21 protein-coding genes are annotated in these 24613 nt (G+C 75.3%); 12 read left to right on the top strand and 9 right to left on the bottom strand.

Annotation, left to right across the window (positions count from 1 at the left end; all coding sequences use genetic code 11):
- Positions 1-282: 282 nt before the first annotated feature.
- From BM237_RS09800 to BM237_RS09820, 5 genes are all read right to left on the bottom strand, one after another.
- Positions 283-477 (bottom strand): hypothetical protein, encoded by a 195-nt coding sequence (locus BM237_RS09800; RefSeq protein WP_093849155.1) that lies wholly within the window; start codon positions 475-477, stop codon positions 283-285.
- A 119-nt stretch (positions 478-596) separates the two neighbouring features.
- On the bottom strand, positions 597-893 hold the full coding sequence (locus BM237_RS28965; protein WP_139238084.1) for a hypothetical protein: 297 nt from the start codon (positions 891-893) through the stop codon (positions 597-599).
- A gap of 328 nt (positions 894-1221) precedes the next feature.
- Positions 1222-1521, bottom strand: a complete 300-nt coding sequence (locus BM237_RS09810; RefSeq protein ID WP_093849157.1) for a hypothetical protein — start codon at positions 1519-1521, stop codon at positions 1222-1224.
- Positions 1522-1531: 10 nt separating this feature from the next.
- Complete coding sequence (malQ, locus tag BM237_RS09815; RefSeq protein WP_093849158.1) at positions 1532-3778, bottom strand: 4-alpha-glucanotransferase; 2247 nt, start codon at positions 3776-3778, stop codon at positions 1532-1534.
- A gap of 39 nt (positions 3779-3817) precedes the next feature.
- A complete protein-coding gene (locus tag BM237_RS09820) occupies positions 3818-4081 on the bottom strand; it encodes a hypothetical protein (RefSeq protein ID WP_093849159.1) in 264 nt (87 codons plus the stop codon).
- A 467-nt stretch (positions 4082-4548) separates the two neighbouring features.
- Between BM237_RS09820 and BM237_RS09825 the strand changes: the two genes are divergently transcribed.
- Complete coding sequence (locus BM237_RS09825; protein WP_093849160.1) at positions 4549-7797, top strand: glycoside hydrolase family 84 protein; 3249 nt, start codon at positions 4549-4551, stop codon at positions 7795-7797.
- A 71-nt stretch (positions 7798-7868) separates the two neighbouring features.
- Here the strand turns inward: BM237_RS09825 and BM237_RS09830 are convergent, their stop codons facing one another.
- Positions 7869-8414 (bottom strand): HNH endonuclease, encoded by a 546-nt coding sequence (locus BM237_RS09830; protein WP_093849161.1) that lies wholly within the window; start codon positions 8412-8414, stop codon positions 7869-7871.
- Between the two features lie 215 nt (positions 8415-8629).
- On the opposite strand from BM237_RS09830, the gene BM237_RS09835 reads away from it, so the two are divergent.
- From BM237_RS09835 to BM237_RS09880, 11 genes are all read left to right on the top strand, one after another.
- Complete coding sequence (locus BM237_RS09835) at positions 8630-9760, top strand: mechanosensitive ion channel family protein (RefSeq protein ID WP_093849162.1); 1131 nt, start codon at positions 8630-8632, stop codon at positions 9758-9760.
- Between the two features lie 145 nt (positions 9761-9905).
- The gene (locus BM237_RS09840) at positions 9906-11201 is read left to right on the top strand and encodes an ROK family transcriptional regulator (protein WP_093849163.1); all 1296 of its coding nucleotides are present in this window, start codon (positions 9906-9908) and stop codon (positions 11199-11201) included.
- A 71-nt stretch (positions 11202-11272) separates the two neighbouring features.
- Positions 11273-12574, top strand: a complete 1302-nt coding sequence (locus BM237_RS09845; protein WP_093849164.1) for a family 4 glycosyl hydrolase — start codon at positions 11273-11275, stop codon at positions 12572-12574.
- On the top strand, positions 12565-13614 hold the full coding sequence (locus tag BM237_RS09850; protein WP_093849165.1) for an N-acetylglucosamine kinase: 1050 nt from the start codon (positions 12565-12567) through the stop codon (positions 13612-13614). Before BM237_RS09845 ends, BM237_RS09850 begins: the two co-directional genes overlap by 10 nt.
- A 420-nt stretch (positions 13615-14034) precedes the next feature.
- Positions 14035-15429, top strand: a complete 1395-nt coding sequence (locus BM237_RS09855; protein ID WP_093849166.1) for a hypothetical protein — start codon at positions 14035-14037, stop codon at positions 15427-15429.
- A gap of 205 nt (positions 15430-15634) precedes the next feature.
- Positions 15635-15790: a hypothetical protein gene (locus BM237_RS29230; protein WP_175540949.1), complete on the top strand. Its 156-nt coding sequence runs from the start codon at positions 15635-15637 to the stop codon at positions 15788-15790.
- A 570-nt stretch (positions 15791-16360) separates the two neighbouring features.
- On the top strand, positions 16361-17233 hold the full coding sequence (locus BM237_RS09860) for a PP2C family protein-serine/threonine phosphatase (RefSeq protein ID WP_342746220.1): 873 nt from the start codon (positions 16361-16363) through the stop codon (positions 17231-17233).
- A 594-nt stretch (positions 17234-17827) separates the two neighbouring features.
- Entirely contained in the window at positions 17828-19069 is a 1242-nt protein-coding gene (locus tag BM237_RS09865) for an FHA domain-containing protein (protein ID WP_093849167.1), read from the top strand.
- 102 nt (positions 19070-19171) lie between these two features.
- Complete coding sequence (locus BM237_RS09870) at positions 19172-19900, top strand: ABC transporter ATP-binding protein (protein ID WP_093849168.1); 729 nt, start codon at positions 19172-19174, stop codon at positions 19898-19900.
- Positions 19897-20967: an ABC transporter permease gene (locus BM237_RS09875; protein WP_245793518.1), complete on the top strand. Its 1071-nt coding sequence runs from the start codon at positions 19897-19899 to the stop codon at positions 20965-20967. Before BM237_RS09870 ends, BM237_RS09875 begins: the two co-directional genes overlap by 4 nt.
- Before the next feature lie 121 nt (positions 20968-21088).
- Positions 21089-21493 carry a globin gene (locus BM237_RS09880; RefSeq protein WP_093849237.1) on the top strand — a complete coding sequence of 135 codons (405 nt, stop codon included), beginning with the start codon at positions 21089-21091 and terminating at the stop codon, positions 21491-21493.
- A gap of 133 nt (positions 21494-21626) precedes the next feature.
- Here the strand turns inward: BM237_RS09880 and BM237_RS09885 are convergent, their stop codons facing one another.
- Genes BM237_RS09885 through ettA form a run of 3 tightly spaced genes read right to left on the bottom strand, consistent with a single transcriptional unit; the run spans position 21627 to position 24474 of the window.
- A complete protein-coding gene (locus BM237_RS09885) occupies positions 21627-22364 on the bottom strand; it encodes a DUF8010 domain-containing protein (RefSeq protein ID WP_093849169.1) in 738 nt (245 codons plus the stop codon).
- Entirely contained in the window at positions 22361-22801 is a 441-nt protein-coding gene (locus BM237_RS09890; protein WP_412718050.1) for an acyl-CoA thioesterase, read from the bottom strand. The genes BM237_RS09885 and BM237_RS09890 overlap by 4 nt, the downstream gene beginning before the upstream one ends.
- 8 nt (positions 22802-22809) lie before the next feature.
- The gene (gene ettA, locus BM237_RS09895) at positions 22810-24474 is read right to left on the bottom strand and encodes an energy-dependent translational throttle protein EttA (RefSeq protein ID WP_093849170.1); all 1665 of its coding nucleotides are present in this window, start codon (positions 24472-24474) and stop codon (positions 22810-22812) included.
- Between the last annotated feature and the right edge of the window lie 139 nt (positions 24475-24613).

Raw genomic sequence — 24613 nt, forward strand, 5'->3', positions numbered from 1 at the left:
GTGATTCCTGGTCAGAGGTGGTCTCTTGGTCATCCCTGCCGCTTCTCTCCCGCGAGACCGTTGACCGAATCCCTTCCCCCGGCTGTCTCGAACCGGCCGCGTCCCGAGGGCGTCGGCCACGGTCCGAGCACGGCCGTCCGGTGCGGGCCGTCCTACAGCGACGGCACCGGTGGGTGCTGGGAGGAGGTCGCCGGCGGCTTCCCCGCCGCCGCCCAGGGCCAGCCAGGTCAGCAGCAGCGGGCCGAGCATGCGTGCGACGGCCGCTCCCGTGCCGAAGAAGCCCTAGTACTGGCCGTGGCGGCCGTCGGGTGCGAGGCCGAAGGAGATCTCCCGGGCGCCGGAGGCCAGCGCCGTCTCGCCCAGGACCTGGAGGGCGACGACGCCGAGGGTGTTGAGCAGCAGCGCGGCCACCGTCCAGCGCGGGGCCTCGGTCCACTGCCCCACCCGCAGCGGGATGACGACGCTCAGCAGCGGCATGTAGAGCAGCAGCGCCGTGTGGAGCGCGGTGATCAGCGCGTACGGCCGGTCACGCAGGACGGCCCGGCGCGGGGCATCGGAGGCGGCCGGCGGGGAGGGGGCGGCGGCGGGCAGGCGCGTCAGGGCGAGGGCGGCGGCGAGTCCGGCGTTCGTGGTGGACTGCAGATACGCGCGGACGCGGGTGCGCTCCCGCTCGGCGACCAGGGCGGCCGGCAGCGCCTGCCGGGCCGCGCCCAGTCCGCACTGGCGGCAGGCGTACAGAGCACGGCGGCCAGGACGAAGGCGGGCAGGCCGCGGACGGCGAGGAAGACGGCGACCGCCGCCGCTGTGGCCACCGCCGGCGCGGCGACCGTGCCGCGCGCCCCGCGCCGGTCGGCCAGATGGCCCAGGGGTACGCCCGCCACCGCGCCGGCCACCCAGCCGACGGTGAGGCCGAGGCCGACCTCGGTCGCGGACAGGCCGACGACGCGGGTGAAGTACAGCGCGGAGCAGACGTAGTACGCGCCGTCGCCGACGGAGTTGGTCAGCTGGGCCAGTGCCAGTGCCAGTGCCAGCGGCCGGGACGGGGCCGGCCGTTTCCGCAGGGTCGTGCCGTGACGCTACGGAGTCGTCCGGTCCTGCCGGCAGAGCCAATCGGCGGCCGGTTCGCCGGGCCGATCGCCGGGCGGGCCGGTAGGGCCGGCCCGGTGTCCGAGAACCCCGCCGCGATGCGCCGCAGCGCGCGGCGGGTCGCCGGGCCGCGGGTCAGCCGCGGTTGGGCTCCTGGCGGCCGGCGACCTGGCCGCTCTTGCGGGCGGACTTGTCGCCGACCATCACCAGCGCGGCGATGATCGCGAACAGGGCGAGGGGCGCCACGACGTACAGGCCGAGGGTCTCGACCACGCTCAGGCCGGTGCCCGGGTCGTCGCCGTCGTCGCGGTAGAGGGCGAGGGCGGAGGGGGAGGCGACCAGCAGCGTCAGCGCGGTGAGGGCGGTGACGAATCCGGCGCGCACGGCGGTGCCGGCGCTCCTGACGTTCTCGTTGACCTTGACCTTGTTGTCCACGGAGTCAACGCTAGCGAACGTCTCCGGTCGTCACGCGTCCAGGGTGGTCTTCGGGCTCGGCGTGGCTCTCCTCGTGCTGCCCCCCGTGCTGCCCGGGGGCCGGTATGCGGCGCTCGCGCGGCCCGTGCAGCTCCTCGTACACCGTCTCCAGCAGGTCGCGCATCCGGGGCGAGGTGACCAGTTCCTCCAGGGTGACGGGCCTGCCGTCGCCGTCGGCGACGGGCAGCCGCCAGTTGGGGTACTGGTCCCAGGTGCCCGGCACGTTCTGCGGGCGCCTGTCGCCGACGCCGTCGGGCAGCCAGACGCCGACCATCTTCGCGGGGGTGCGGGCCAGGAAGCGGTACAGGCCCCTGATCTCGCCCTCCTCCTCGCCCGGTCCTTCCGGCAGCAGGTCCAGACGGGTCAGATGGGAGATCCACTCGGCGGTCTCCATGGCGTCCCGGGCCTGCTCCTCGGCGAGCGGGCCGGACAGCAGGCCGAGGCCGGCGCGCAGCGCGACGTGGTCGCCGCTCAGGCGCGCGGCGGTGCTGGGCAGGTCGTGGGTGGTGGCGGTGGCCAGGCAGTCGGCGCGCCAGTCCTGCGGCTCCAGCGGCTGGGGGACCTCGTGGCTGGGGGTGCGGACGTGGTCGTAGTCGCGTTCGAACCACAGCACGGAGGTGCCCAGCACGCCGCGCCCGGCCAGTTCCCCGCGCACGCCGGGCTCGACGGTGCCCAGGTCCTCGCCGACGACGACCGACCCGGCGCGGTAGGCCTCCAGGGCGAGCACGCCGAGCATGGCCTCGGCGTCGTAGCGCACGTACGCGCCCTCCGTGGGCGGGCGGCCCTCGGGGACCCACCACAGCCGGAACAGGCCCATCACATGGTCGATGCGCAGGCCGCCGGTGTGCCGCAGCAGTCCGCGCAGCAGCGCGCGGTAGGGGGCGTAGCCGGAGGCGGCCAGCGCGCCCGGGTTCCAGGGCGGCAGGCCCCAGTCCTGGCCGTGGGGGCTGAAGGCGTCCGGCGGGGCGCCGATGGACATGCCGGTGGCCAGGAAGTCCTTGAGCGCCCAGGCCTCGGCCCCGGAGGGGTGGACGCCCAGCGCCATGTCGTGCACCAGGCCGATGGACATGCCCGCGTCGCGGGCGGTGCGCTGGGCGCGGGCGAGCTGGGCGTCGGTGAGCCAGGCCAGCCAGGTGTGGAAGTCCACCCGGTCCAGCAGTTCGCCGCGGGCCCGGGCGGTGGCGGCCGAGCGGGGATCGTCCAGGCCGGCGGGCCAGGAGCGCCAGTCGGGACCGTGGATCTCGGCGAGGGCGCACCAGACGGCGTGGTCCTCCAGGGCCTGGCCCTGCTCGGCGAGGAAGTCGCAGTACGCGACGTGGCGGCCGGGTCCGAGGGGGACGGTGCGCACCAGCTCCAGGGCGCGGCGCTTGAGCGACCACACCGCGTCGCGGTCGATCATCCCGTCCTTGGCGAGGGTGGCCTCGCGCAGTTCGGCGGCCTGGGCCAGCAGTTCGTCCGCCTTCGCTCGGGCCTCGCCGCGCAGGTAGGCGTACTCGGGGATCTCCTCGATCCGCAGGTGCGCCGGGTCGGCGAAGCGCCGCGACGAGGGGCGGTAGGGGGAGGGGTCCACCCTCTCGCCGTCGGCGGCGGGCACGGCCGAGTGCAGGGGGTTGAGCTGGATGAAGTCGGCTCCGGTCGCGCGCCCGGACCAGGCGGCGAGGTCGGCGAGGTCGGCGAGGTCGCCCATGCCCCATGAGCGCGAGGACAGCAGCGAGTAGAGCTGGACGAGCAGGCCGAAGGAGCGGCCCCGGACGGCCGGGAAGCGGTCCGGGGCGACGATCAGGGCGGCGTGCGCGGTGCGGCCGTCGGGGGCCTCGGCGTGGAGGGTGTGGCAGCCCAGGGGGAGCCGCTCGCCTTCGGCGTCCGGGTCCGTTCCCCAGTCGAGGGTGCGGCCGTCCTCCGTCTCGACCCGCAGCGCGGTGCCGTCGGGGAGCGGGGGGACGCCGCCGCGGACGACGGGCGCGGCGGCGGCGGGCGGGGAAGAGTCGCCGCGGGAGGCGGCGCGTACGACGACGGTGGGGGGCAGCAGCCGGGCCGCCTCCTCGCGTGCGTGACGCGCCAGGGCGTCGCGTACGGCGTCCGGGGTGGAGGCGTCGACACCCAGCGCGGCGAGCACTTCGACGATCGTGTCGTCGGGCACCCGGATCGTACGGCCCGGGGCCGGGTCGTAGGAGGTGCAGACTCCGTGTGCCGCGGCCAGTCGCGCCAGTCGGCTCATGGGAACTTCCTCCGCTCTTCCCCCTGGGCTCTCCCGGGTCTAGATCTCCGCGGAATCCGTTCCGTATCCCACCCCGGCCGGTTCGCTGGTCAGCGGGAGCTCGGCGGCCAGCGGCGGCTCACTGGTGAGCGGGGCGGCGTCGGCGAGCGGTGGTTCGCTGGTCAGCGGTGTCTCGGCGTAGTCCCAGGAGCAGGAGCCGTCCAGGCCGGAGTCGGGGTCGGAGACTCCGGACAGGTCGATCGGCTCCTGCCCCTGTTTGGGAAACAGGGGGAGGGGGGTGAGGAGTTCAGCGGACGCGGCCACGGGGGCCTCCGTTCGTTGCTGTCGGTCGGACATGGGGGCCCTACCCACTGAGGCGGAGCCCAGACACTTTTGGCGGGACAAACGTGAGATGGCTCACAGTCCCATCACCGATGATTTCACGGCGTGATGCGCCTGTCAGCGTAGGGCATTCGAGCAAAGCGGGCATCTCGGCCAAGATTTACCGCCCCCTCGCGGGACGGCCGCCGGACGGAAGCCCTGCGGAGGCCCCGGAGCCGTTCCGCGCCACTCCGCCCGGCCTCGGCCGCACCGGTCGACAAACCGGGCACTTCGGCCCCTGTCGTTGACACCTTCACCACGGCGGTGATGGGCTCGTTACCTACCGGCGGGTCCGACCGCCCGGTCGGAGGGACGCTCCGGACGGGACGGGACGGAACGGACGGGGGCCGGGCGGAGGAACGAGCCGGGAGACGGGTCGGGGAACGGGTCGAGAGGGGCCTGAGGAACACGTGAACCACGCGACGCATGGCCGCGCCGTGCGCCGGACCGGTGCGACGGCACTGGTCGCGGCCGTCCTCGGCGGACTTCTCGGCGGCGCACCGGCCGCACACTCGGCGCCACCGCCGGACAGGACGGCCGAGGAGCCCGCGCGGGACGCCGCGGGCCCGGACGACCGCGTCCGCCTGGACGGCGCCCCCGGCGTGTGGCCGCGCCCCCAGTCCCTGCGCACGCGCGGCCCGGCCGTGCCCGTCGGGCAGGAGGTGCTGCTGGTCGCCGACGAGGACGCCGACCCGTACGCCCTCGACACCGTCCGCGACATCCTGCGCGCGGCCGGGGCGCGCGAGGTGCGCACCGTGCGCCCGGGTCAGGAGACGCACGCCCGGGGGCTGGTGGTGCGCGCCGGCGACCGGGCCGCCGAGCGGGCGCTGCGCGCCCTGGGCGCGCCCGAGCGCGGCGATCTGCCCGCGGGCGGCTACCGGCTGGCGGCCGGGCGGGCGGACGGCGTGGACGGGCCGGGCGGCACGGTGGCGCTGTCGGGCGCCGGCCCGGACGGGCTGTTCCACGCCGCGCAGACGCTGCGGCAGCTGGTGACCACCGGCGACGGCGGGGCGCGGATCACCGGGGCCGTCGTGCGCGACTGGCCCGCCTCGCCGGTGCGCGGCACCACGGAGGGCTTCTACGGCGAGGCCTGGCCGCACCAGGAGCGGCTGGCCCACCTGGACTTCATGGGCCGCACCAAGCAGAACCGCTATCTGTACGCCCCCGGTGACGACGCCTTCCGCCAGTCCCGCTGGCGCGAGCCCTACCCCGCCGAGCGGCGCGCGCAGTTCCGCGAGCTCGCCGAGCGCGCCCGGCGCAACCATGTGGTGCTCGGCTGGGCCGTCTCGCCGGGGCAGTCGATGTGCCTGGCCTCCGAGGGCGACCGCAGGGCCCTGCTGCGCAAGATCGACGCCATGGCGGCCCTGGGGGTGCGGGCTTTCCAGCTCCGCTTCGAGGACGCCAGTTACACCGAGTGGCACTGCGGCGCGGACGCCGAGCGCTACGGCACGGGACCGAAGGCCGCGGCCACCGCCCATGCGGAGCTGGCCAACGAGGTGGCGGCGCATCTGGCGAAGCGGTACGGCTTCGGGCGCGACGCGGTGCCGCTGTCGGTGCTGCCGACGGAGTTCTACCAGGACGGCCCGACCGAGTACCGCGGCGCGCTGGCGCAGAAGCTGGACGCGGACGTGGAGGTGGCCTGGACGGGGGTGGGGGTCGTGCCCTCCGCCATCACCGGCGGCGAGCTGGCCCAGGCCCGCACCGTCTTCCGCCACCCGCTGGTCACCATGGACAACTACCCGGTCAACGACTACGCCGGCGACCGCGTCTTCCTGGGCCCCTACACCGGCCGGGAACCGGCCGTCGCCAACCGCTCGGCGGCACTGCTGGCCAACGCGATGGAGCAGGCGACGGCCTCCCGTCTGCCGCTGTTCACCGTCGCCGACTACGCCTGGAACCCGCGCGGCTACCGGCCGCAGGAGTCCTGGAAGGCGGCCGTCGAGGACCTGGCCGCCACGGGCGGCGGGACGGGGAGGCCGGAGGGATCCGACAAGCCCGGTGAGCCCGGGGATCGGGCCCGCGAGGCGCTGCACGCCCTGGCCGCCAACAACTCCTCCTCGGTGCTCGACGAGGAGGAGTCGGCCTACCTCGCCCCCCTGCTCGACGCCTTCTGGAAGGCCCGCGCGGGCGAGGACGACGAGGAGTTCACCGCCGCGTCCGACCGGCTGCGCGACGCCTTCGCCGTTCTGCGCGAGTCCCCGGAGAACCTGGCCGGCGTCGCCGGCGGCGCCCTGAGCGAGGAGATGCGCCCCTGGGTGCGGCAGCTGGCGCGCTACGGGCGGGCCGGCCGGTACGCGCTGGACATGCTGGCCGCCCAGCGGCGCGGGGACGGCGCCGGGGCGTGGAAGGCGCGGCTGGAGCTCCAGCGGCTGCGCGCGGAGGCCCGCGAGAGCGGGGTGACGGTCGGCGAGGACGTACTGCCCGCCTTCGTGGACCGGGCGCTGAAGGCCGCCGACGACTGGTCCGGCGCGAGCGGCGGGGCGGAGAAGAAGGCCGGGCGCTCCGGGGAGCGGGTGCGCGGCGGCCCCGCGCCGCTGCCCGGCTCCCCACCGGAGCACGCCGCCGACGGCGACCCCGCAACCGCCTTCCGCGCCGCCGAGGAGCCCGCCCCCGGCGCAGCCGGTGACGAGGGTGACGACGGCAGCGGCGACGAGCTGGTGCTGCGGCTGCCCCGGGCGCGCTCCCTGGCGGCCGTCACCGTCCAGTCCGAGCCGGGCGCGGGCACCCGTGCCGCCGTCGAGGCGCATGTGCCGGGCGAGGGCTGGAGGCGGCTGGGCGCGCTCTCCGAGAAGGGCTGGACGGAGGTGGACACCGGCGGTCTGCGGGCGGACGCCGTACGGCTGGCCTGGCAGGACGGCTCGAAGGCGCCGGTCGTCCACGAGCTGACGCCCTGGTACTCGGACTCTCCCGGCGCCGGGCTGGAGCTCCTCCGCGAGGAGGTCAACGCCGTCGTCGGCGGCGGGCCCACCGCCGTCGGGGCCCGGCTGACCGGCCACCGGCCCACCGATGTGCGCGGCCGGCTGACCGTGCGGGCGCCGGAGGGCTTCACGGTGCGGGCGCCTCGCCGGGTCACACTCCGGCGCGGTGTGCCGGCGGCCCCGAAGATCGAGATCAGCGCCGGGAAGGACGTGCGGCCGGGCACGTACCGGGTCCCGGTCACCCTCACCGCCGAGGGCGAGAGCCTGCGGCGGACGCTGACGGTGCGCGCCTACCCGCCCACCGGCGGGCCGGACCTGGCCCGGGGCGCACGGGCCGGCTCCTCGGCCGACGAGACCGAGGACTTCCCCGCCTCGGCGGCCACCGACGGCGATCCCGGGACCCGCTGGTCCTCCCCCGCCAAGGACGGCCAGTGGCTGCGGGTGGAGCTGGACCGCCCGGCCCGGATCGGCGAGGTGCGGCTGCACTGGCAGGACGCGTACGCCTCCCGCTACCGCGTCCAGGTCTCCGCCGACGGCAGGGCCTGGAGCACGGCCGCGACCGTCCGCGACGGGCGGGGCGGCCGGGAGACGGTGCGGCTGGACGCGCCCGCCGGCACCCGCTACGTACGGATCGTGGCGGACGAGCGGGCGACCCGGTTCGGTGTCTCGCTGTGGTCCGTGGAGGCGTACGCCGTGCGGGAGCAGGGGCGGGAACAGGAGCAGGGGCGGGAACAGGAGTAGGGGCGCGCCGGACACGGGGCGCACGCCGGACACGGGGCCGTCACCGGCCCCGTACGGGAAAGACCCGGATCTCAGGCGGGTGTCGTCGTCCTGCCTTCGATCCGGGCGAGGGCGTCGTCCGCGCCGTAGGGCCGCAGATACGGCAGCCAGCGCGGATCCCGGTGCCCCGTTCCGATGATCCGCCAGGCCAGGCCGCTGGGCGGGGCGGGCTGGTGGCGCAGTCGCCAGCCCAGCTCCGCCACGTGGCGGTCGGCCTTGACGTGGTTGCAGCGGCGGCAGGCCGCCACGACGTTCTCCCAGGAGTGCTGCCCGCCGCGGCTGCGCGGTACGACGTGGTCGACGCTGGTCGCGACGCCACCGCAGTACGCGCACCGGCCGCCGTCACGGGCGAACAGGGCACGGCGGGTGAGCGGCACCGTGCCCCGGAAGGGCACGCGCACGAAGCGTTTGAGACGGACGACGCTGGGGGCGGGTATGGCCTGGGTCGCGCTGTGCATGAGGGCGCCGGAGTCCTCCAGGCTGATCGCCTTGCCGTTGAGGACGAGTATGAGCGCGCGGCGGAGCGGTACGACGCCGAGCGGCTCGTACGACGCGTTGAGGACCAGGACGTGCGGCACGGTGCCTCCTTGTACGTCGGCGGCGCGTGGCTCGCGCCGGGACGATCTCCCCCAGTGTGTCCCGCGCCCCGGTGGCGGCGCCACCACGATCGCGTAACGCGCTGAGCGTGTTTTCGACCACACGCTGTTCCTCCCCCGCCCGGTGCCGCCGCTACCCCGGGTGACGCGGCCTGTCCGGCGAGGTGTCCCCCGTTAGTGTGTTGTGGGTGGATTCCATGGACGAGGCGCACAGGACCGCCACCGACACCGCGGGCTGGATAGAGGAGAACTGGGGGACCTGGCTCGCCGTCGGGCTGCGCATCGCGCTGATCCTGGCGATCGCCGTCGTGCTGCGTTCGGTGGTCAGACGGGCCATCACCCGGCTGATCGCCCGGATGAACCGCAACGCCGAGGCCGAGGCCAGCGGCAACGCGCTGCGCGGTCTGCTGGTCAACACCGAGCGGCGGCGCCAGCGCACGGAGGCCATCGGCTCGGTGCTGCGCAGCGTCACCACCTTCGTGATCATGGGGACGGCGCTGCTGATCGTGCTCTCCACCCTCGGCATCGACCTGGCCCCGCTGCTGGCCAGCGCCGGTGTGGCGGGCGTGGCGATCGGCTTCGGCGCGCGCAATCTGGTCACGGACGTGCTGACCGGGATGTTCGTGCTGCTGGAGGACCAGTACGGCGTCGGCGACCGCATCGACGCGGGCGAGGCCACCGGCACCGTCCTGGAGATCGGGCTGCGGGTGACCAAGCTGCGCGGCGACGACGGCGAGATCTGGTACGTGCGCAACGGCGAGATCAAACGGGTCGGCAACCTCAGCCAGGGCTGGGCGACGGCCGCCCTGGACGTTGAGGTCCGCTCCGGCGAGGACTTGGAGGAGGTCCGCTCGGCGATCGCCGCGGCCGGCGAGGAGATGTCGACGTCCGCGCCGTGGGACGAGGTCCTGTGGGCGCCGGTGGAGGTGCTGGGCCTGAACTCGGTGACGCTGGACACCATGGTCGTCCGCGTCTCGGCCAAGACGATGCCGGGCAAGGCGCTGCCGGTGGAGCGCGAGCTGCGCTGGCGCGTCAAGCGGGCGCTGGACGCGCGGGGCATCCGGATGGTGGACGAGGAGTCGCTGGCCGCCCTGCGGAAGCTGGACGGGGAGCCGGGGGCGCCGGCCCGCGGACGGGGCTCCGGCCGGGTCCTGCTGGAGAAGGGACCGGACGCCGCGAAGGAGGCGGCGAAGGGACCGGACGCCGCGAAGGAGGCGGTGGACCCGGTGAAGGACGCCCTGACCAGAAGTCCGGCCGGGGACCCGGCCAGGACCCTGGTGAAGGGGCCGGGGGACCTCGGGCGGGGCTCCGGCGGGCCGCGGCGGTAGGACGCGGAGGACACCCGGAAGGCAGACGGGGAGCGGCGCGAGGCCCGCCTCCGGCACGTCCGTTGACGCCGGCCGGAGGCGGGCCCTAGTGTCCCGGCGAGACGACAGGAAACCTTCCTTACAGTTCTGGGCGGGAGACGGGCCCATGGCCGGAACCACTCCGGGAACGCCCCGGGTGCTGCGGGCGATGAACGACCGCGCCGCCCTGGAACTGCTGCTCGCGCACGGCTCGCTCTCGCGCGGCCGCATCGGCAGGCTGACCGGGCTGTCCAAGCCGACCGCCTCCCAGCTCCTGGCCCGCCTGGAGGCCGCGGGCCTGGTCCGGGCCAGGGCCACCGGCGCCGGCGAGGGCCGCCCGGGGCCGAACGCCCGGCTCTACTCGCTCGACCCGGCCGCGGCGCACGTGGCCGGGCTCGACGTCACCGCCACCCGGATCCGCGCCGCGGTCGCCGACATCACCGGCCGTACCGTCGGCTCCTTCGAGGTGCCCGCGCCGGGGCGCTCGGCGGCTTCCGAGCCGTCCGGGGCCCCGGGACGGCGGTCCGCCGAGCCGGTCGTACGGCAGGTCGTGGCCGCCGTGGACGGGGCCGCCGAGGCCGCCGGACTCGCCCGGTCCGCGCTGCACCGTGTCGTCATCGGCACCCCCGGCGCCTTCGACCCGCGCACCGGACGGCTGCGCTACGCCTCCCACCTGCCCGGCTGGCACTCCCCCGGTCTGCTGGAGGAGCTGGCCGCCGCGCTGCCGGTGCCGGTGGAGTACGACAACGACGTCAATCTCGCCGCCGTCGCCGAGCACCGCCTGGGCGCCGCCCGGGGCCACGACGACTTCGTCCTGCTCTGGAACGAGCAGGGCCTGGGCGCCGCGCTGGTGCTGGGCGGGCGGCTGCACCGCGGCTGGACCGGCGGCGCGGGCGAGGTCGGGTTCCTGCCCGTCCCCGGCACCCCGCTCCTGCGGCGGGTGGCCCGCGCCAACAGGGGCGGGTTCCAGGAACTGGCGGGCGCGCGGGCGCTGCTGCGGACGGCGCGCGAGCTGGGCATCGAGCCCCCCGCCGGCCGGGACGGCGAGGCGGCGGCGAAGCTGCTCGCCCGCGCGGTGGAACGGTCCGGCCCGGAGGCCGGGTGGGCCGGCGGCGGGCGGGCCAGCAGCGGGCAGGACGGCGGCCCGTACGGCGAGCTGCTGCGCCGCGCCGCCACCGGGCTCGCGACCGGGCTGGCCGCACTGGTCGCCGTCCTGGACCCGGAGCTGATCGTGCTGTCGGGCGGCGTACTCGCCGCGGGCGGGGAGGTGCTGCGCACGCTGGTGCGACAGGAGCTGGACGAACTGGCGGCATCCCGGCCGCGGCTGGTCCTCGGGACCGTCGCCGGTCACCCCGTGCTCAGCGGCGCGCTGGAGAGCGCCCTGGCCACCACCCGCGACGAGGTGTTCGACACCTCCCGCTGACACCCCGTACCCCGGCACCCCACACCCCGCACATTCCAAGTCCCGCTCCCCGGGCCCGAGGAGGCAGTCCCGTGAAACTCGCAGTGGTGGGCGGCGGATCCACCTACACCCCCGAACTCGTCGACGGATTCGCCCGGTTGCAAGGCACCCTCCCGGTCACCGAGCTGGTCCTGGCCGACCCGGCCGGGGGCCGGCTGGAGCTGGTGGGCGGGCTCGCCCGCCGTATGCTCGCCCGCGCCGGCCACCCGGCCGCCGTCACCACCACCGGCGACCTGGACGCGGCCGTCGCGGACGCCGACGCCGTGCTGCTCCAGCTCCGCGTGGGCGGCCAGGCGGCCCGCGAGCGGGACGAGACCTGGCCGCTGGAGTGCGGCTGCGTCGGGCAGGAGACCACGGGCGCGGGCGGACTGGCCAAGGCGCTGCGCACCGTTCCCGTCGTCCTGGACATCGCCGAGCGGGTGCGCCGCGCCAACCCCGGTGCGTGGATCGTCGACTTCACCAACCCGGTCGGCATCGTCACCCGCGCGCTGCTGAACGAGGGCCACCGGGCGGTGGGTCTGTGCAACGTGGCGATCGGGCTCCAGCGGAAGTTCGCCGCCCTGCTGGAGGTGGAGCCCGGCCGGGTGCACCTGGACCACGTCGGGCTCAACCACCTCACCTGGGAGTTCGGGGTGCGCCTGGGCGGGCCGGACGGGCGGGACGTGCTGCCCGGACTGCTGGCCCGGCACGGCGCGGCGATCGCCGCCGACCTGCGGCTGCCCGAGCCCCTCCTGCACCGGCTGGGCGCCGTGCCCTCGTACTACCTGCGCTACTTCTACGCCCATGACGAGGTCGTGGCCGAGATGCGGGAGCGGCCCCCGCGGGCGGCGGAGGTCGCCGCGATGGAGCGCGAGCTGCTGGAGATGTACGCCGATCCGGCGCTGGACACCAAGCCGGAGCTGCTGGCCGGGCGCGGCGGCGCCTACTACTCCGAGGCCGCCGTCGCCCTGGCCGCGGCCCTGCTGGGCGACGGCCGGGGCGGGGCGGACGGGGGCGGCAGGGGCGGCACCGGCGGGGGCGTGCAGGTGGTGAACGTCCGCAACGACGGCACCCTGCCCTTCCTCCCCGACGACGCGGTGGTCGAGGTCCCGGCCGCCGTCTCCCCGGCGGGCGCCGAGCCGCTGCCCGTACCGCAGCTGAACCCGCTCCACACGGGCCTGATCTCGGCCGTGACGGCGTACGAGCACCTGGCGCTGGACGCCGCCCTGCGCGGCGGCCGGGACCGGGTGTTCGCCGCGCTGCTGGCCCACCCCCTGATCGGTCAGTACTCCCTCGCCGAGAAGCTGACGGACCGTCTGCTCGCGCACAACCGGGAGTACCTGGCATGGGCCTGACTCCCGCCGCCGGACCGCCCGCCGCCGGACCGCCCGCCGCCGCACTGGCCGTCGACGCGGGCAACAGCAAGACCGACGTGGCGCTGGTCTCGGCGGACGGGACGGTGCTGGGCTCGGCGCGCGGCGGCGGCTTCCGTCCGCCGGCCGTCGGGGCGGGGAGGGCCGTCGCGTCGCTGGCCCGGACGGTGGCCCGGGCGGCGCGGGCCGCGGGCCTGGACGCGCGGCCGGGCGAGCCCCTGGCCGGGCATGTGTCGGCCTGTCTGGCCAATGCCGACCTGCCGTCCGAGGAGCGGGAGTTGGCGGAACGGATCGGCGCCCTGGGCTGGGGCCGCACCCTCCGCGTGGCCAACGACACCTTCGCGATCCTGCGCGCGGGCCTGCCCGACGACGGATCCTCCCGGCACGGGGTCGCCGTCGTGTGCGGCGCGGGGATCAACTGCGTCGGCGCGGCCGCCGACGGACGCGTCCACCGCTTCCCCGCCGTCGGCCGCCTGTCCGGGGACTGGGGCGGCGGCGGAGGGCTGACGGAGGAGGCCCTGTGGTACGCCGCCCGCGCCGAGGACGGCCGGGGCGAGGACACCGAGCTGGCGAGGGCGCTGCCCGCGCACTTCGGACTGCCCAGCATGTACGCGCTGATCGAGGCCTTCCATCTGGGCGATCTGCCGGGCGGGCGCAGGCACGAGCTGGTGCCCGTCCTCTTCGCGGTGGCCGCGCAGGGCGACGCCGTGGCCCGCTCCCTGGTGCACCGGCAGGCCGAGGAGATCGCGGTGATGGCCTCGGTGGCACTGGAACGGCTGGACCTGCTGGAGGTCCCGGTGCCGGTGGTGCTGGGCGGCGGCGTCGCGGCCGCCCGCCATCCGCTGCTGCACGACCGCCTGCTCGGCCTGCTGGCCGAACGCGCACCGCTGGCCGCCGTCCGCGTGGTCACCGCTCCCCCGGTGCTCGGCGCCGGTCTGCTGGCCCTGGACCGGCTGGAGGCCGGGCCCGCCCCCTGCACCCGGCTGCGCGCCCACTACGCCGGCCGCACCGCACGCGCCTGAGGCGCGCCCGGGCGCGCGCACCCTGCCGTCGCGCCCCGGGCATCGCGGTCCGGGCATCGCGGTCCGGACAGGACCCCGCCGGAACGGCGCCGTCACGGCTCCCCGCCGCCATACCGCCGACCGGGCTCCCCGGCCTTCCACCGCACGGGGCACGGGCCCGGTCCGCCGGTGCCCGAAGGCCCCGGGGACCGGAACGGGAACGGGGACGAGGTCGCCCGCGTCAACAACGCGCCGGAGGAGTATCGCCGAAGTGGGCTGGGCAGTCCGCCGATGGCCGTACACGAGCGGTGTCCGGCCGACAAGATGGGAGCAGCGCATCCGGCGCTCCCCGCCCCGGCCCACCGGAGCGGGGAGGACACCGGGTGCGAGCACGGACGCGACCAGGACGTGAAGAAGACGACACGAGCGGCGAGGTGACCGATGGGGGACGACGGGGCTGCCGAACCGGGCGGACCGGTGATGGACCGGGAGGAGGTGGACCGTGCCCTGGCCCGGTTCGGCGCGGAACACGAGGCGGTGGAGACCTCTCTGTACGCGCTCCAGGACCACGCGGGGCGCAGGCTGCTGGAGGGGGCCGAGCTGACCGGGGTGACCAAGGAGCGGTGGGCGCGGACCGAGGAGGCCGTCTCGCTGCTGTGGACGTACTTCGACGCCTTCACCGCGGCGCTGGACTCCGCGCGCGGACTGCGCGGCGAAAGCCGCTGGCCGGCGCCGGACGACCTCGCCGAGCTGACCGCGCGGCTGCGCGGCCCGGCGGTCGCCGTCCCCGCCGCCCACAGCCCCGCCGACGGCCCCGGATCCGGGCCCGAGCCCAAAGCCGAGTCCAAAACCGAGTCCGGGGCCGGGCCCGTCGAGCGGATCACCCTGGCCGAGCTGGTGGCCCGGATGAACGGCTGGTACGCCCGGTCCCTGGACACGGTCGCCGCCGCCGACTCCGTGTGGTCCGCGCTGCCCGCACGGATAGACATGCTCTCCGCCGAGCTCCAGCGCATCCGCTCCCTGGCGCACTCCGTGGGCGTGCGCCCCGGGGAGCACCCGGCGGGCGACGAGCTGGAGCAGGTCACCGCTGAGCTGACCGCGCTGCGGGCCGAGGTCGTCACCGACCCGCTGGCCTTCTGGGTTTCGGCGGGCGGGAGTTCGGCCCCCGGCGGCGGGCGGCCCGACACCGTCCGGTACGACCGCGCGGCCCGTGCGCTGGAGGACGTCCGGCGCGAGATCGACGCCGTGCTCCAGGTGCGGCAGGACGCCGAGCAGCGGCTGATGCGGCTGCGCGACGTGCTGTCGCGTGCCGACCGCACCCTGGCCGAGGCCCGGACCGCGCGCGGCGAGGTGCTGGCGAAGATCGCGGCGGTCGAGGTGCCCGCGGTGAGCGGGCCGCCGACCGCCCTGTACGAACAGCTCACGCTGGCCGCCGAGCACCGGCGGCACGCGCGCTGGCACCGGCTGTCGCCGTTGCTGGAGAGCCTGGAGGAGCGCGCGGACGAGGAATTGGAGCGGGCCCGCGCCTCGCTGACCGCCGTGACCGCACCGCTGGCGGTACGGGCGGAGCTGCGCGGCCGGCTGGACGCGTACCGCGCGCGGCTGGCACGGCGCGGGGCGGCCGACGACCCCGTGCTGACGGAGCGGTACGACGCCGCGCGGCGGCTGCTGTGGAGCGCGCCGTGCGATCTGCGGGCGGCCGAGCAGGCGGTGCTGCGCTACCGGGAGGCGGCGCTGGAGGTGCTGGCACCGCCCGGCGGGCCGGCTGACGGGAAGCCGGCGGAGGGGGGGTCGGCGGGTGGCGAACCGGCGGGCAGACAGGAGGAGTTCCGGTGAACCGGAGGGTCTCCGGCCCGCCGCGCACCGGCCGGCGCGGCCGCGGAGGGCGGGTTTGGACGCGCCGCTCCGGGAACGCTTGATCACCGGGGCGTCCGGCGGGAACGGCCAGGGGGGGCGCGCCCGGCGCCCTCCGGCATCCACGGCGTCACCACGGCATCCCCGACTCGCCATCAGAACACCACGAAGACCATATTTTGAAGTCATGGACGAGACGACGCACATCACGCCCCGCCTTCCCGTCGGCCTCCGCACCCGGCCGACCGGCCGGGCCGGTTCCGCCCGCAGGTCCCTCGGCTCCGGGACCGTCCACCGTCTGGAGGTCGAGCGCGCCGTCGAGGCCGACGGCGCATCACGCTGAGGGCGACTGGCCCCTCCCCGTCCTGCACCGCAGGAGTCCGACTCCCTCCCGCAAGCGGGGGGCATCCTCACCCCGGCCCGGAGGCCGGGACATCATCGAAGGAACCCGTTGACCATGCCGCAGCCCGACCGCCCTTCCGTCTGCCCCCGGTGCCATGAGCCGCTGGAGGACGGTGATCTCCACCGCGGCGCCTGCGGCGCCGGTCCGGGGGCCGGGGCAGGCGGCTCGCGGCCCCTGATCCCGCCGCCCCCGGCGGCTCCACCCGCGCCTCCCGTACCGCCGGCGCCTCCCGCGGTCCCGCCCGCCGTACCGGACACCGCGGGGGACGGGTCGGACCATGTCCTGCCGCCCTCCGCCCCCGTGCCCCCCGTCCCGCAGGTGCCGCCGCCTCCGGCCGTGCCGCCCGCGGTCCCCGCCGGGCGGGCCGAAGACGCGGGGCAGGGCAGAGACGCGGGGCAGGCCGGTCCGCCGGCGCCGGAGCCACCTGAGAACCCGCTCCCGGACGGCGCCCACGGCGGCGCTCCGGCCGGCGGCGGACCGGAGCGGTGTGTCGCCTGTGGCACCGGCGCCGTGGACGCCGAGAGCCGCTGCGAGCACTGCGGCCACGCCCAGCCGCGCGAACGCGACCACATGGAGGAGGAGTCGGAAGGCGTCGCGGCGGTCAGCGACCGCGGACTGCGCCACCACCGCAACGAGGACTCCTTCGCCGTCTCGGCCGTCTCCCTGCCGGACGGCTCCCCGGCCGTGATCGCCGTCGTCTGCGACGGGGTGTCGTCGGCGACCCGTCCGGACGAGGCCTCGGCGGCCGCCGCCGAGTCCGCGTGCACGTCGATGCGGCGGTCCCTGCCGGGCGGCACCGACTCCCGGCAGGCGATGCACGACGCCCTGGTGGCCGCCTCCGAGGCCGTCAACGCCCTGGCACCAAAGCCGCGCGACCCGGTGGAGAACGCCCCGGCCTGCACCATCGTCGGCGCGGTGGTCGCAGGGGACCTCCTCACCGTCGGCTGGATCGGCGACAGCCGCGCCTACTGGGTCCCCGAGGACCGCTCCACCGCGCCCGCCCGGCTCACCGAGGACGACTCCTGGGCCGCCCAGATGGTGGCGGCGGGCCTGATGGAGGAGGCCGAGGCCTACGCGGACGCCCGGGCGCACGCCATCACCGGGTGGCTGGGCGCGGACGCCTACGAACTCGACCCGCACACCGCCTCGTTCACCCCGGACCGGCCCGGCGTGGTGGTGGTGTGCACGGACGGGCTGTGGAACTACGCCGAATCCGCCGAGGAGATGGCCGCGGCCGTCCCGGCCGACGCCCGTACCCACCCGATGCGGTCCGCCCGGCATCTGGTGGGGCACGCGCTGGACGGCGGCGGCCACGACAACGTGACGGTGGCGGTGCTCCCCTTCCCCGCGCCGCCCGGCTCCGGCCCGGCCGTGACCGGCTGACGCGCCGCCCGCCGTGGGCCGGGCGTGCGCCCGCGCCCGCGCCCGCGCCGGAGCGCCTTCGCCGGATCGGGCGTACCGCGCCTCACGGCGGGCGGCAACCTGAACGAGTGCCGGGCGGGCGGGCCGGCCGGAGGTGGCGCAGATCACGGCCCGCCCCTTCCGTCCCGGCCGGCGCACCGTTTCGCGGTGCCCGGCGGCAGCGGCACGGGAAGCGTTCCGCCGGCCGCGCCCGTCCGGTTCCGCTCCCGCCGTCCGATGGCCCACCCGCAGGTCACGGGACTCCCGGCCGGGCGGAAACGGGCCCGGGGACACCGTGGGAGAGACGGGCGGGGCTCCCCGTCACCGCTCTCCCGGCGCCCGCCTCCCCGCGCGGTGACGGGCGGCAAAGGGGTGCGACGGCGGGTGGTCGCGCCCCGGAGGCGGTGGAGAAGGCAGTGGGCGTGACCGGCCCCGCGCCCGGTACTGTTCCGCTGACGGCGGTGGTCCTCCGAGACCGGCGGGACCACCGGACGCGCGGCCCGGAGGCCGGGGCGCGCGAAGAGGCGAACGACCGAGCGACGCGACACGGAGCCGCGCGGAGGGGGAAGGACCGACATGCCGACTTGCCCGAACGGCCATCAGTCGGCGGCCGACGACTGGTGCGAGGTGTGCGGCCACCGCATGGCCTCCGCTCCGGGTGTGCCCGCCGGTGCCGTCCCGCCGCCCCCGATGCCCGGCCGGGGCGGCTACGGCTACCCCGGCCCCGGGGGCGACTCCGCGGCGCAGGGCGAGCTGTGCCCGCAGTGCCGCACCCCCCGCGAGGGGCAGTCCCCGGTCTGCGAGGAGTGCCGGTACAGCTTTCTCACGCACTCCCCCGCCGCCTACAGTCCGCCGCCTCCGCCCGCACCGCCGCAGCAGATGCCCGGCGGCAGCATGAGCGGGCTGAACCTGCCGCCCGGCTTCCAGGCGCAGGGCCCGCCCTCCCCGCCGCCTCCGCCCGCACCGCCGCCACCGCAGCAGCAGCAGGCCCAGCAGCCCATGGCTCCTCCCCAGCACCACGGGCAGCCTCCGCACGCCCAACCGCACCACGCCCAGCCCGACTACGGCCGCTCCGACTACGGCGGGCAGCCCGGCTACGGCTACCCCCAGCAGCCTCCGGCCCCCCAGCCCCCGCAGCACCACCAGCACCCCCAGCACCACCAGCCGCAGCACCAGCCGCAGCCGCACGGAGGCGGCGGTGACGACTGGCCGCTTCCGCCGCCCTCGCACGGCGGACAGCAGACCGGTCAGCACGGGCAGCCTCCGCACGCCCAGCCCCAGCACGCCCAGCCCGACTACGGCCGCTCCGACTACGGCGGGCAGCCCGGCTACGGCTACCCCCAGCAGCCTCCGGCCCCCCAGCCCCCGCAGCACCACCAGCACCACCAGGGGCCACCGCCCCAGCAGCAGCCCGCGAGCTGGGCGGTGACGGTCGGGCCCGACCAGGAGTACTTCACCGCGATGATGCGGCGCAGCGGCCCCGAGGCGGCCGGGCTCAACATGCCCGCCTACACCGCCGAGCAGCACGTCCGGCTCAGTGGCCCCCAGGTCACCATCGGCCGTCGACGCCACTCCACCGGCGAGTCGCCCGACATCGACCTGGGCCGCTCGCCGGAGGACCCGGGGGTCTCGCACCAGCACGCGGTGCTGGTGCAGCAGCCCGACGGCGGCTGGTCCGTGGTCGACCAGGACTCCACCAACGGCACCACCGTCAACGGCGCCGAGGACCCGATCCAGCCGTTCGTCCCCGTCCCGCTCCAGGAGGGCGACCGGGTGCACGTGGGCGCGTGGACCACGATCACCCTGCACCGGGGCTGACGCCCGGACCGGTCCCCGGAGCAGGCCCCGGCCCGCCGGGCGAGACCGCCCCGGATCCCGGCTACTGCCGGAAGGTGATATTCCGGCAGTAGCCTCCGCCCCATGACAGATGCCGCGATCACAGTCGAGGGACTGCGCAAGCGGTACGGGGACGTACAGGCCGTCGACGGGGTGTCCCTCACCGTCGAACGCGGCGAGTTCTACGGCATCCTCGGACCGAACGGCGCGGGCAAGACGACCACCCTGGAGATGACCGAGGGCCTGCGCAAGCCGGACGAGGGGACGGTCCGGCTGCTCGGCGAGTCCCCCTTCCCCCGCAATCCGGCGCTGCTGCGCCGCATGGGCGTCCAGCTCCAGGCGTCGGCGTTCTTCGAGAAGCTGACCGCCCGCGAGCAGATCCGCACCTTCGCCTCCCTCTACGGCGTCCCCGCCGAGCGCGCCGACGCGATGCTGGAGACCGTCGGTCTGACCGAGAAGGCGGGCACCCGCGAGAACAGGCTCTCCGGGGGCCAGGCCCAGCGGCTGTCCATAGCCTGCGCGCTGGTCCACGACCCGGAGCTGGTGTTCCTGGACGAGCCGACCACCGGCCTCGACCCGCAGGCCCGCCGCAACCTGTGGGACCTGCTGCGCGCCATCAACGGGGAGGGCCGCACCGTGGTGCTCACCACGCACTACATGGACGAGGCCGAGACGCTGTGCGACCGGGTGGCGGTGATGGACCACGGCCGCGTGCTGCGCGTGGGCGCCCCGGCCGAGCTGGTGGCGGAGCTGGGCGTGGACTCCCTGGAGGACGTCTTCCTCCAGCTGACCGGACGGGAGTACCGCCAGTGAACCCCAAGACGTTCGCCAGCCTCTCCAGGGCGATGGCCCTGGGCCTGCTGCGGGACCGGACGGCCGCCTTCTTCATGTTGGTCTTCCCGCTGATGTTCCTGGTGCTGTTCGGCGCGCTGTTCAAGAACGACTCGACGGCCCGGGCGGAGATCGTCCAGGTCGGCCGGGTCGAGATCTTCGACTCCCTGCCGCGCGAGGAGCGCGAGGGGCTGGAGGAGGTCCTGGAGATCAGACGGTCCGACGACCGGGAGAAAGCCCTGGAGGAGGTCCGCGCGGGCGACGTGGACGCCGTCGTCTGGCAGGAGGGCGACGAGGTACGGCTGCGCTACTCGGCAGCCGACCAGGTCCGGGCGGGCAACGCGCGGGCGCTGGTCGGCTCGGTCGTCCAGCAGGCCAACATCGCCGCGACCGGGCAGCCGCCCGCCTACGCGCTGACCGCCCGTCAGGTGGAGGACGAGTCGCTGAAGGCGATCCAGTTCCTCACCCCGGGCCTGCTCGGCTGGGCGGTGGCGATGGGCGCGGTCTTCGGCTCGGCGTTCACCCTGGTCAACTGGCGCAAGAAGCGCATCCTGCGACGGCTGTGGCTGGCCCCGGTGAGCGCGGGCACGGTCATAGCGGCCCGTGTCGGGGTGAGCGTGGCGCTGGCCCTCGTCCAGACCGCGGTCTTCCTCGGCGTGGCCTCCATCCCCTACTACGGCCTGGAGCTGAGCGGCCACTGGTGGCTGGCCGTGCCGCTGGTGGTGTGCGGCACGCTGGCCTTCATGTCCATCGGGCTGGTCGTCGGCGCCTGGGCGAAGACCGAGGAGGCGGCGAACGGAGTGGCCCAGGTGGTCATCCTGCCGATGGCTTTCCTCTCCGGCGCCTTCTTCCCGCTGGACATGGCGCCGGCCTGGATCCGGACGGTCTCCGGCCTCTTCCCGCTGACGTATCTGAACGAGGCCATGCAGGACGTCCTCTCCCGCGGCCAGTCCTGGGGCGCGGTGCTGCCCGTCATGGGCGGGCTGCTGCTGTTCGCGGCGGCCTTGACGGCCGTGGCCGCCCGGCTCTTCCGCTGGGACGACGCCTGAGGCCCACGGCCGCCCGCCGGCCGGGGCGCCGGGCCCCGGGTCCGGGTGCGGGTGCGGGGCATCACGGCCGTGGGTCCCGAGCCCTGAGGACATGGGCCGGGCATCTGCGACCATGGGGGGCGTGATGGAGATTCCGCGTGGCGACGTGCAGACGCAGACCTTCTTCGAGCAGGTCGGGGGCGAGGAGACCTTCCGGCGGCTGGTGCGCCGGTTCTACGAGGGTGTCGCCGGGGACCCGCTGCTGCGGCCGATGTACCCGGAGGAGGACCTCGGTCCGGCCGAGGAGCGGCTGGCGCTGTTCCTGATGCAGTACTGGGGCGGGCCCCGGACGTACAGCGAGCAGCGCGGGCATCCCCGGCTGCGCATGCGGCACGTGCCCTTCAGGGTCGACCGCGCCGCCCACGACGCCTGGCTGCGGCACATGCGCGACGCCGTGGACGACCTCGGCCTGTCCCCCGAGCACGAGCGGCAGCTGTGGGACTACCTGGTCTACGCGGCCGCCTCGATGGTCAACACCCCGGACTGACCCCCGCACCGCACCACACCGCGCACACACACGGCGCACCCGGCGAAGCCCCGGCCCTTCCCACTCCCAAGGGCCGGGGCTTTCCCGGTGTTCTTCGCGGTGTCGTTGGCGGAGACGTTGGCGGGGGGTGCTCTCAGAGCGGGGTGACGCTCAGCCCCGGCACGCCCCGCCCGGCGCCGCGCACGGCGACCGAGCCGTACGGGGTGCGCAGCCGCAGCCAGGTGCCGGCGGCCAGCACCGCCACCGCGGCGGCCCGCCCGCCGGTGGCGGGCGGCGGGCCCTGCGGGCCGGCCGCCGGGGCCGGGCCGCGCGAGCGCAGCATGCCCAGCGCCTGCGCGGCGTGCACGGCGCGCAGCGGCAGCCCCGTACCGCCGCCCAGGGGGCGGGACCAGATCTCCTCCGCCAGCGCGTCCAGCGCCTCGCGGGTGCGCTCGCCGGGCGCCAGCGCCTCGCTGCGCCGCCGGAACTCGGCGACCACCGAGGCGGCGGCGGCGCGCACCGACTCGTACGGCAGCTCGCCCACCGGGCGCCAGCCGCCGCGCGGCGGCAGCAGGCCGGCCCAGGGCGGGCCGGTCACGGCGGCGGGCACGGAGACCGACTCGGACGCCTCGTCGAGGCCCTCCAGCAGCTCCCCGGCGGAGACCGTCGCGTCCAGCTGTGCCGGCTCGGTCAGCCGGGCGGTGCGCACGGCCAGCACCTCGAAGCGGGCCGGGCGCGCGAAGACGCCCAGGACACCGTCTCCGGTCGCCCGCAGCCGTGCCGCCGCGGTCTTCTCCCAGCGCAGCAGCCGCCCCAGGAGGGCGGCCAGCTCGGCCGCCTCCCCGGGGTCGGCGAACACCAGGCGCGGGGGCTGTCCGCTCGTGCGGCTCATGCGGCGGCGGCTCCCGTCGCGCTGTCGTCCAGGTACTCCTTGAGGAACGCCTTCTCCTCGTCGCTGAGCCGGCGCGGACGCTCGCGCTCCAGGTCGTAGGGGACCACGACCGTCGAGGCGCGGACGTAGACGGTGTCCCCCTGGCCGGGGCCGTCCTTGACCTCGTAGGCGACCGTCAGCGAGGCCGCCCCGATCTTGGTCACCCACATCTCGACCACGACCGGCTCGTGCCGGTGCACCAGCGGGCGCAGATAGGAGATCTCGTGCCCGGCCACCACCGAGCCGCCGGTGAAGGCCCCCGACGCCGCCTGGCGGGCGAGCCGGAACATGAAGTCGATCCGCGCCTCCTCCAGGTACCTCAGGAACACGACGTTGTTGACGTGCCCGAAGGAGTCCATGTCGGACCAGCGCAGGGGGCAGGGGAATGTGTGGCGCACGCCTCTCCTCAGCCCCGCGTCAGCTTCTTGTAGGTGGTGCGGTGCGGACGGGCGGCGTCCGGGCCGAGCCGCTCGATCTTGTTCTTCTCGTACGACTCGAAGTTGCCCTCGAACCAGAACCACTTGCTCTCGCCCTCGTAGGCGAGGATGTGGGTGGCCACGCGGTCCAGGAACCAGCGGTCGTGGGAGACCACCACGGCGCAGCCGGGGAACTCCAGCAGCGCGTTCTCCAGCGAGGACAGGGTCTCGACGTCGAGGTCGTTGGTCGGCTCGTCGAGCAGGAGCAGGTTGCCGCCCTGCTTGAGGGTGAGCGCCAGGTTCAGGCGGTTGCGCTCACCGCCGGAGAGGACCCCGGCCGGCTTCTGCTGGTCCGGGCCCTTGAAGCCGAACGCGGAGACGTAGGCGCGCGAGGGCATCTCGACCTGGCCGACGTTGATGTAGTCCAGCTCGTCGGAGACGACGGCCCACAGCGTCTTCTTGGGATCGATGTTGGCGCGGGTCTGGTCGACGTAGGAGATCTTGACCGTGTCGCCGACCTTGATGGTGCCGGAGTCCGGCTCCTCCAGGCCCTGGATCATCTTGAACAGCGTGGTCTTGCCCGCGCCGTTGGGGCCGATGACGCCGACGATGCCGTTGCGCGGCAGGGTGAAGGACAGGTCGTCGATGAGGACCTTGTCACCGAACGCCTTGTGCAGGTGTTCGACCTCGACCACGACGTTGCCCAGACGCGGGCCCGGCGGGATCTGGATCTCCTCGAAGTCCAGCTTGCGGGTCTTCTCGGCCTCGGCGGCCATCTCCTCGTAGCGGGTCAGACGCGCCTTGGACTTCGCCTGGCGGCCCTTGGCGTTGGAGCGGACCCACTCCAGCTCCTCCTTGAGGCGCTTCTGCCTCTTGGCGTCCTTCTGCCCCTCGACCTTGAGGCGGCTGGCCTTCTTCTCCAGGTAGGTGGAGTAGTTGCCCTCGTAGGGGTGGGCGCGGCCGCGGTCGAGCTCGAGGATCCACTCGGCGACGTTGTCCAGGAAGTACCGGTCGTGGGTGATGGCCACGACGGTGCCCTCGTACTTGGCCAGGTGCTGCTCCAGCCACAGCACGGACTCGGCGTCCAGGTGGTTGGTGGGCTCGTCCAGCAGCAGCAGGTCGGGAGCCTCCAGCAGCAGCTTGCACAGCGCGACGCGGCGCTTCTCACCGCCGGAGAGGTTGGTGACGGGCCAGTCGCCGGGCGGGCAGCCCAGGGCGTCCATGGCCTGCTCCAGCTGGGCGTCCAGGTCCCAGGCGTTCGCGTGGTCGAGCTGCTCCTGGAGCTTGCCCATCTCCTCCATCAGCTCGTCGGTGTACTCGGTCGCCATCTGCTCGGCGATCTCGTTGAACCGGTCGAGCTTGCCCTTGATCTCCGCGACGCCGTCCTGGACGTTCTCCAGCACCGTCTTGGACTCGTCCAGCGGGGGCTCCTGGAGCAGGATGCCGACGCTGTAGCCGGGGGCGAGGAAGGCGTCGCCGTTGGACGGCTGCTCCAGCCCGGCCATGATCTTCAGCACCGTGGACTTTCCGGCGCCGTTGGGGCCCACGACACCGATCTTCGCTCCGGGCAGGAAGCTCAGCGTGACGTCGTCGAGAATCACCTTGTCGCCGTGCGCCTTACGCGCCTTGCGCATGGTGTAGATGTACTCAGCCAAGAGAAACCGTCCGGCAATCAGGGAGTGGGCAGATACACCCCATCTTGCCGCACCCCCGCGCTGGGACGAAAACGAGTAGCGGGGCGACCTGTGTCACGGCCTCGGGCCGTGAAAAGGCCGTGTGCCGCCGCAAGCGGTG

Origin of the sequence: Streptomyces mangrovi (assembly GCF_900114215.1) — a bacterium.
GTDB lineage: Bacteria > Actinomycetota > Actinomycetes > Streptomycetales > Streptomycetaceae > Streptomyces > Streptomyces barkulensis.

Bases quoted from the DNA above. Each gene is read 5' to 3' on its own strand.
- BM237_RS09835 (WP_093849162.1), top strand. From the start codon at position 8,630: ATGGACGAGGCGCACAGGACCGCCACCGACACCGCGGGCTGGATAGAG.
- BM237_RS09850 (WP_093849165.1), top strand. From the start codon at position 12,565: ATGGGCCTGACTCCCGCCGCCGGACCGCCCGCCGCCGGACCGCCCGCC.
- BM237_RS09855 (WP_093849166.1), top strand. From the start codon at position 14,035: ATGGGGGACGACGGGGCTGCCGAACCGGGCGGACCGGTGATGGACCGG.
- BM237_RS09840 (WP_093849163.1), top strand. From the start codon at position 9,906: ATGGCCGGAACCACTCCGGGAACGCCCCGGGTGCTGCGGGCGATGAAC.
- BM237_RS09885 (WP_093849169.1), bottom strand. From the start codon at position 22,364: ATGAGCCGCACGAGCGGACAGCCCCCGCGCCTGGTGTTCGCCGACCCC.
- BM237_RS09865 (WP_093849167.1), top strand. From the start codon at position 17,828: ATGCCGACTTGCCCGAACGGCCATCAGTCGGCGGCCGACGACTGGTGC.
- malQ (WP_093849158.1), bottom strand. From the start codon at position 3,778: ATGAGCCGACTGGCGCGACTGGCCGCGGCACACGGAGTCTGCACCTCC.
- BM237_RS29230 (WP_175540949.1), top strand. From the start codon at position 15,635: ATGGACGAGACGACGCACATCACGCCCCGCCTTCCCGTCGGCCTCCGC.
- BM237_RS09800 (WP_093849155.1), bottom strand. From the start codon at position 477: ATGCCGCTGCTGAGCGTCGTCATCCCGCTGCGGGTGGGGCAGTGGACC.
- BM237_RS09870 (WP_093849168.1), top strand. From the start codon at position 19,172: ATGACAGATGCCGCGATCACAGTCGAGGGACTGCGCAAGCGGTACGGG.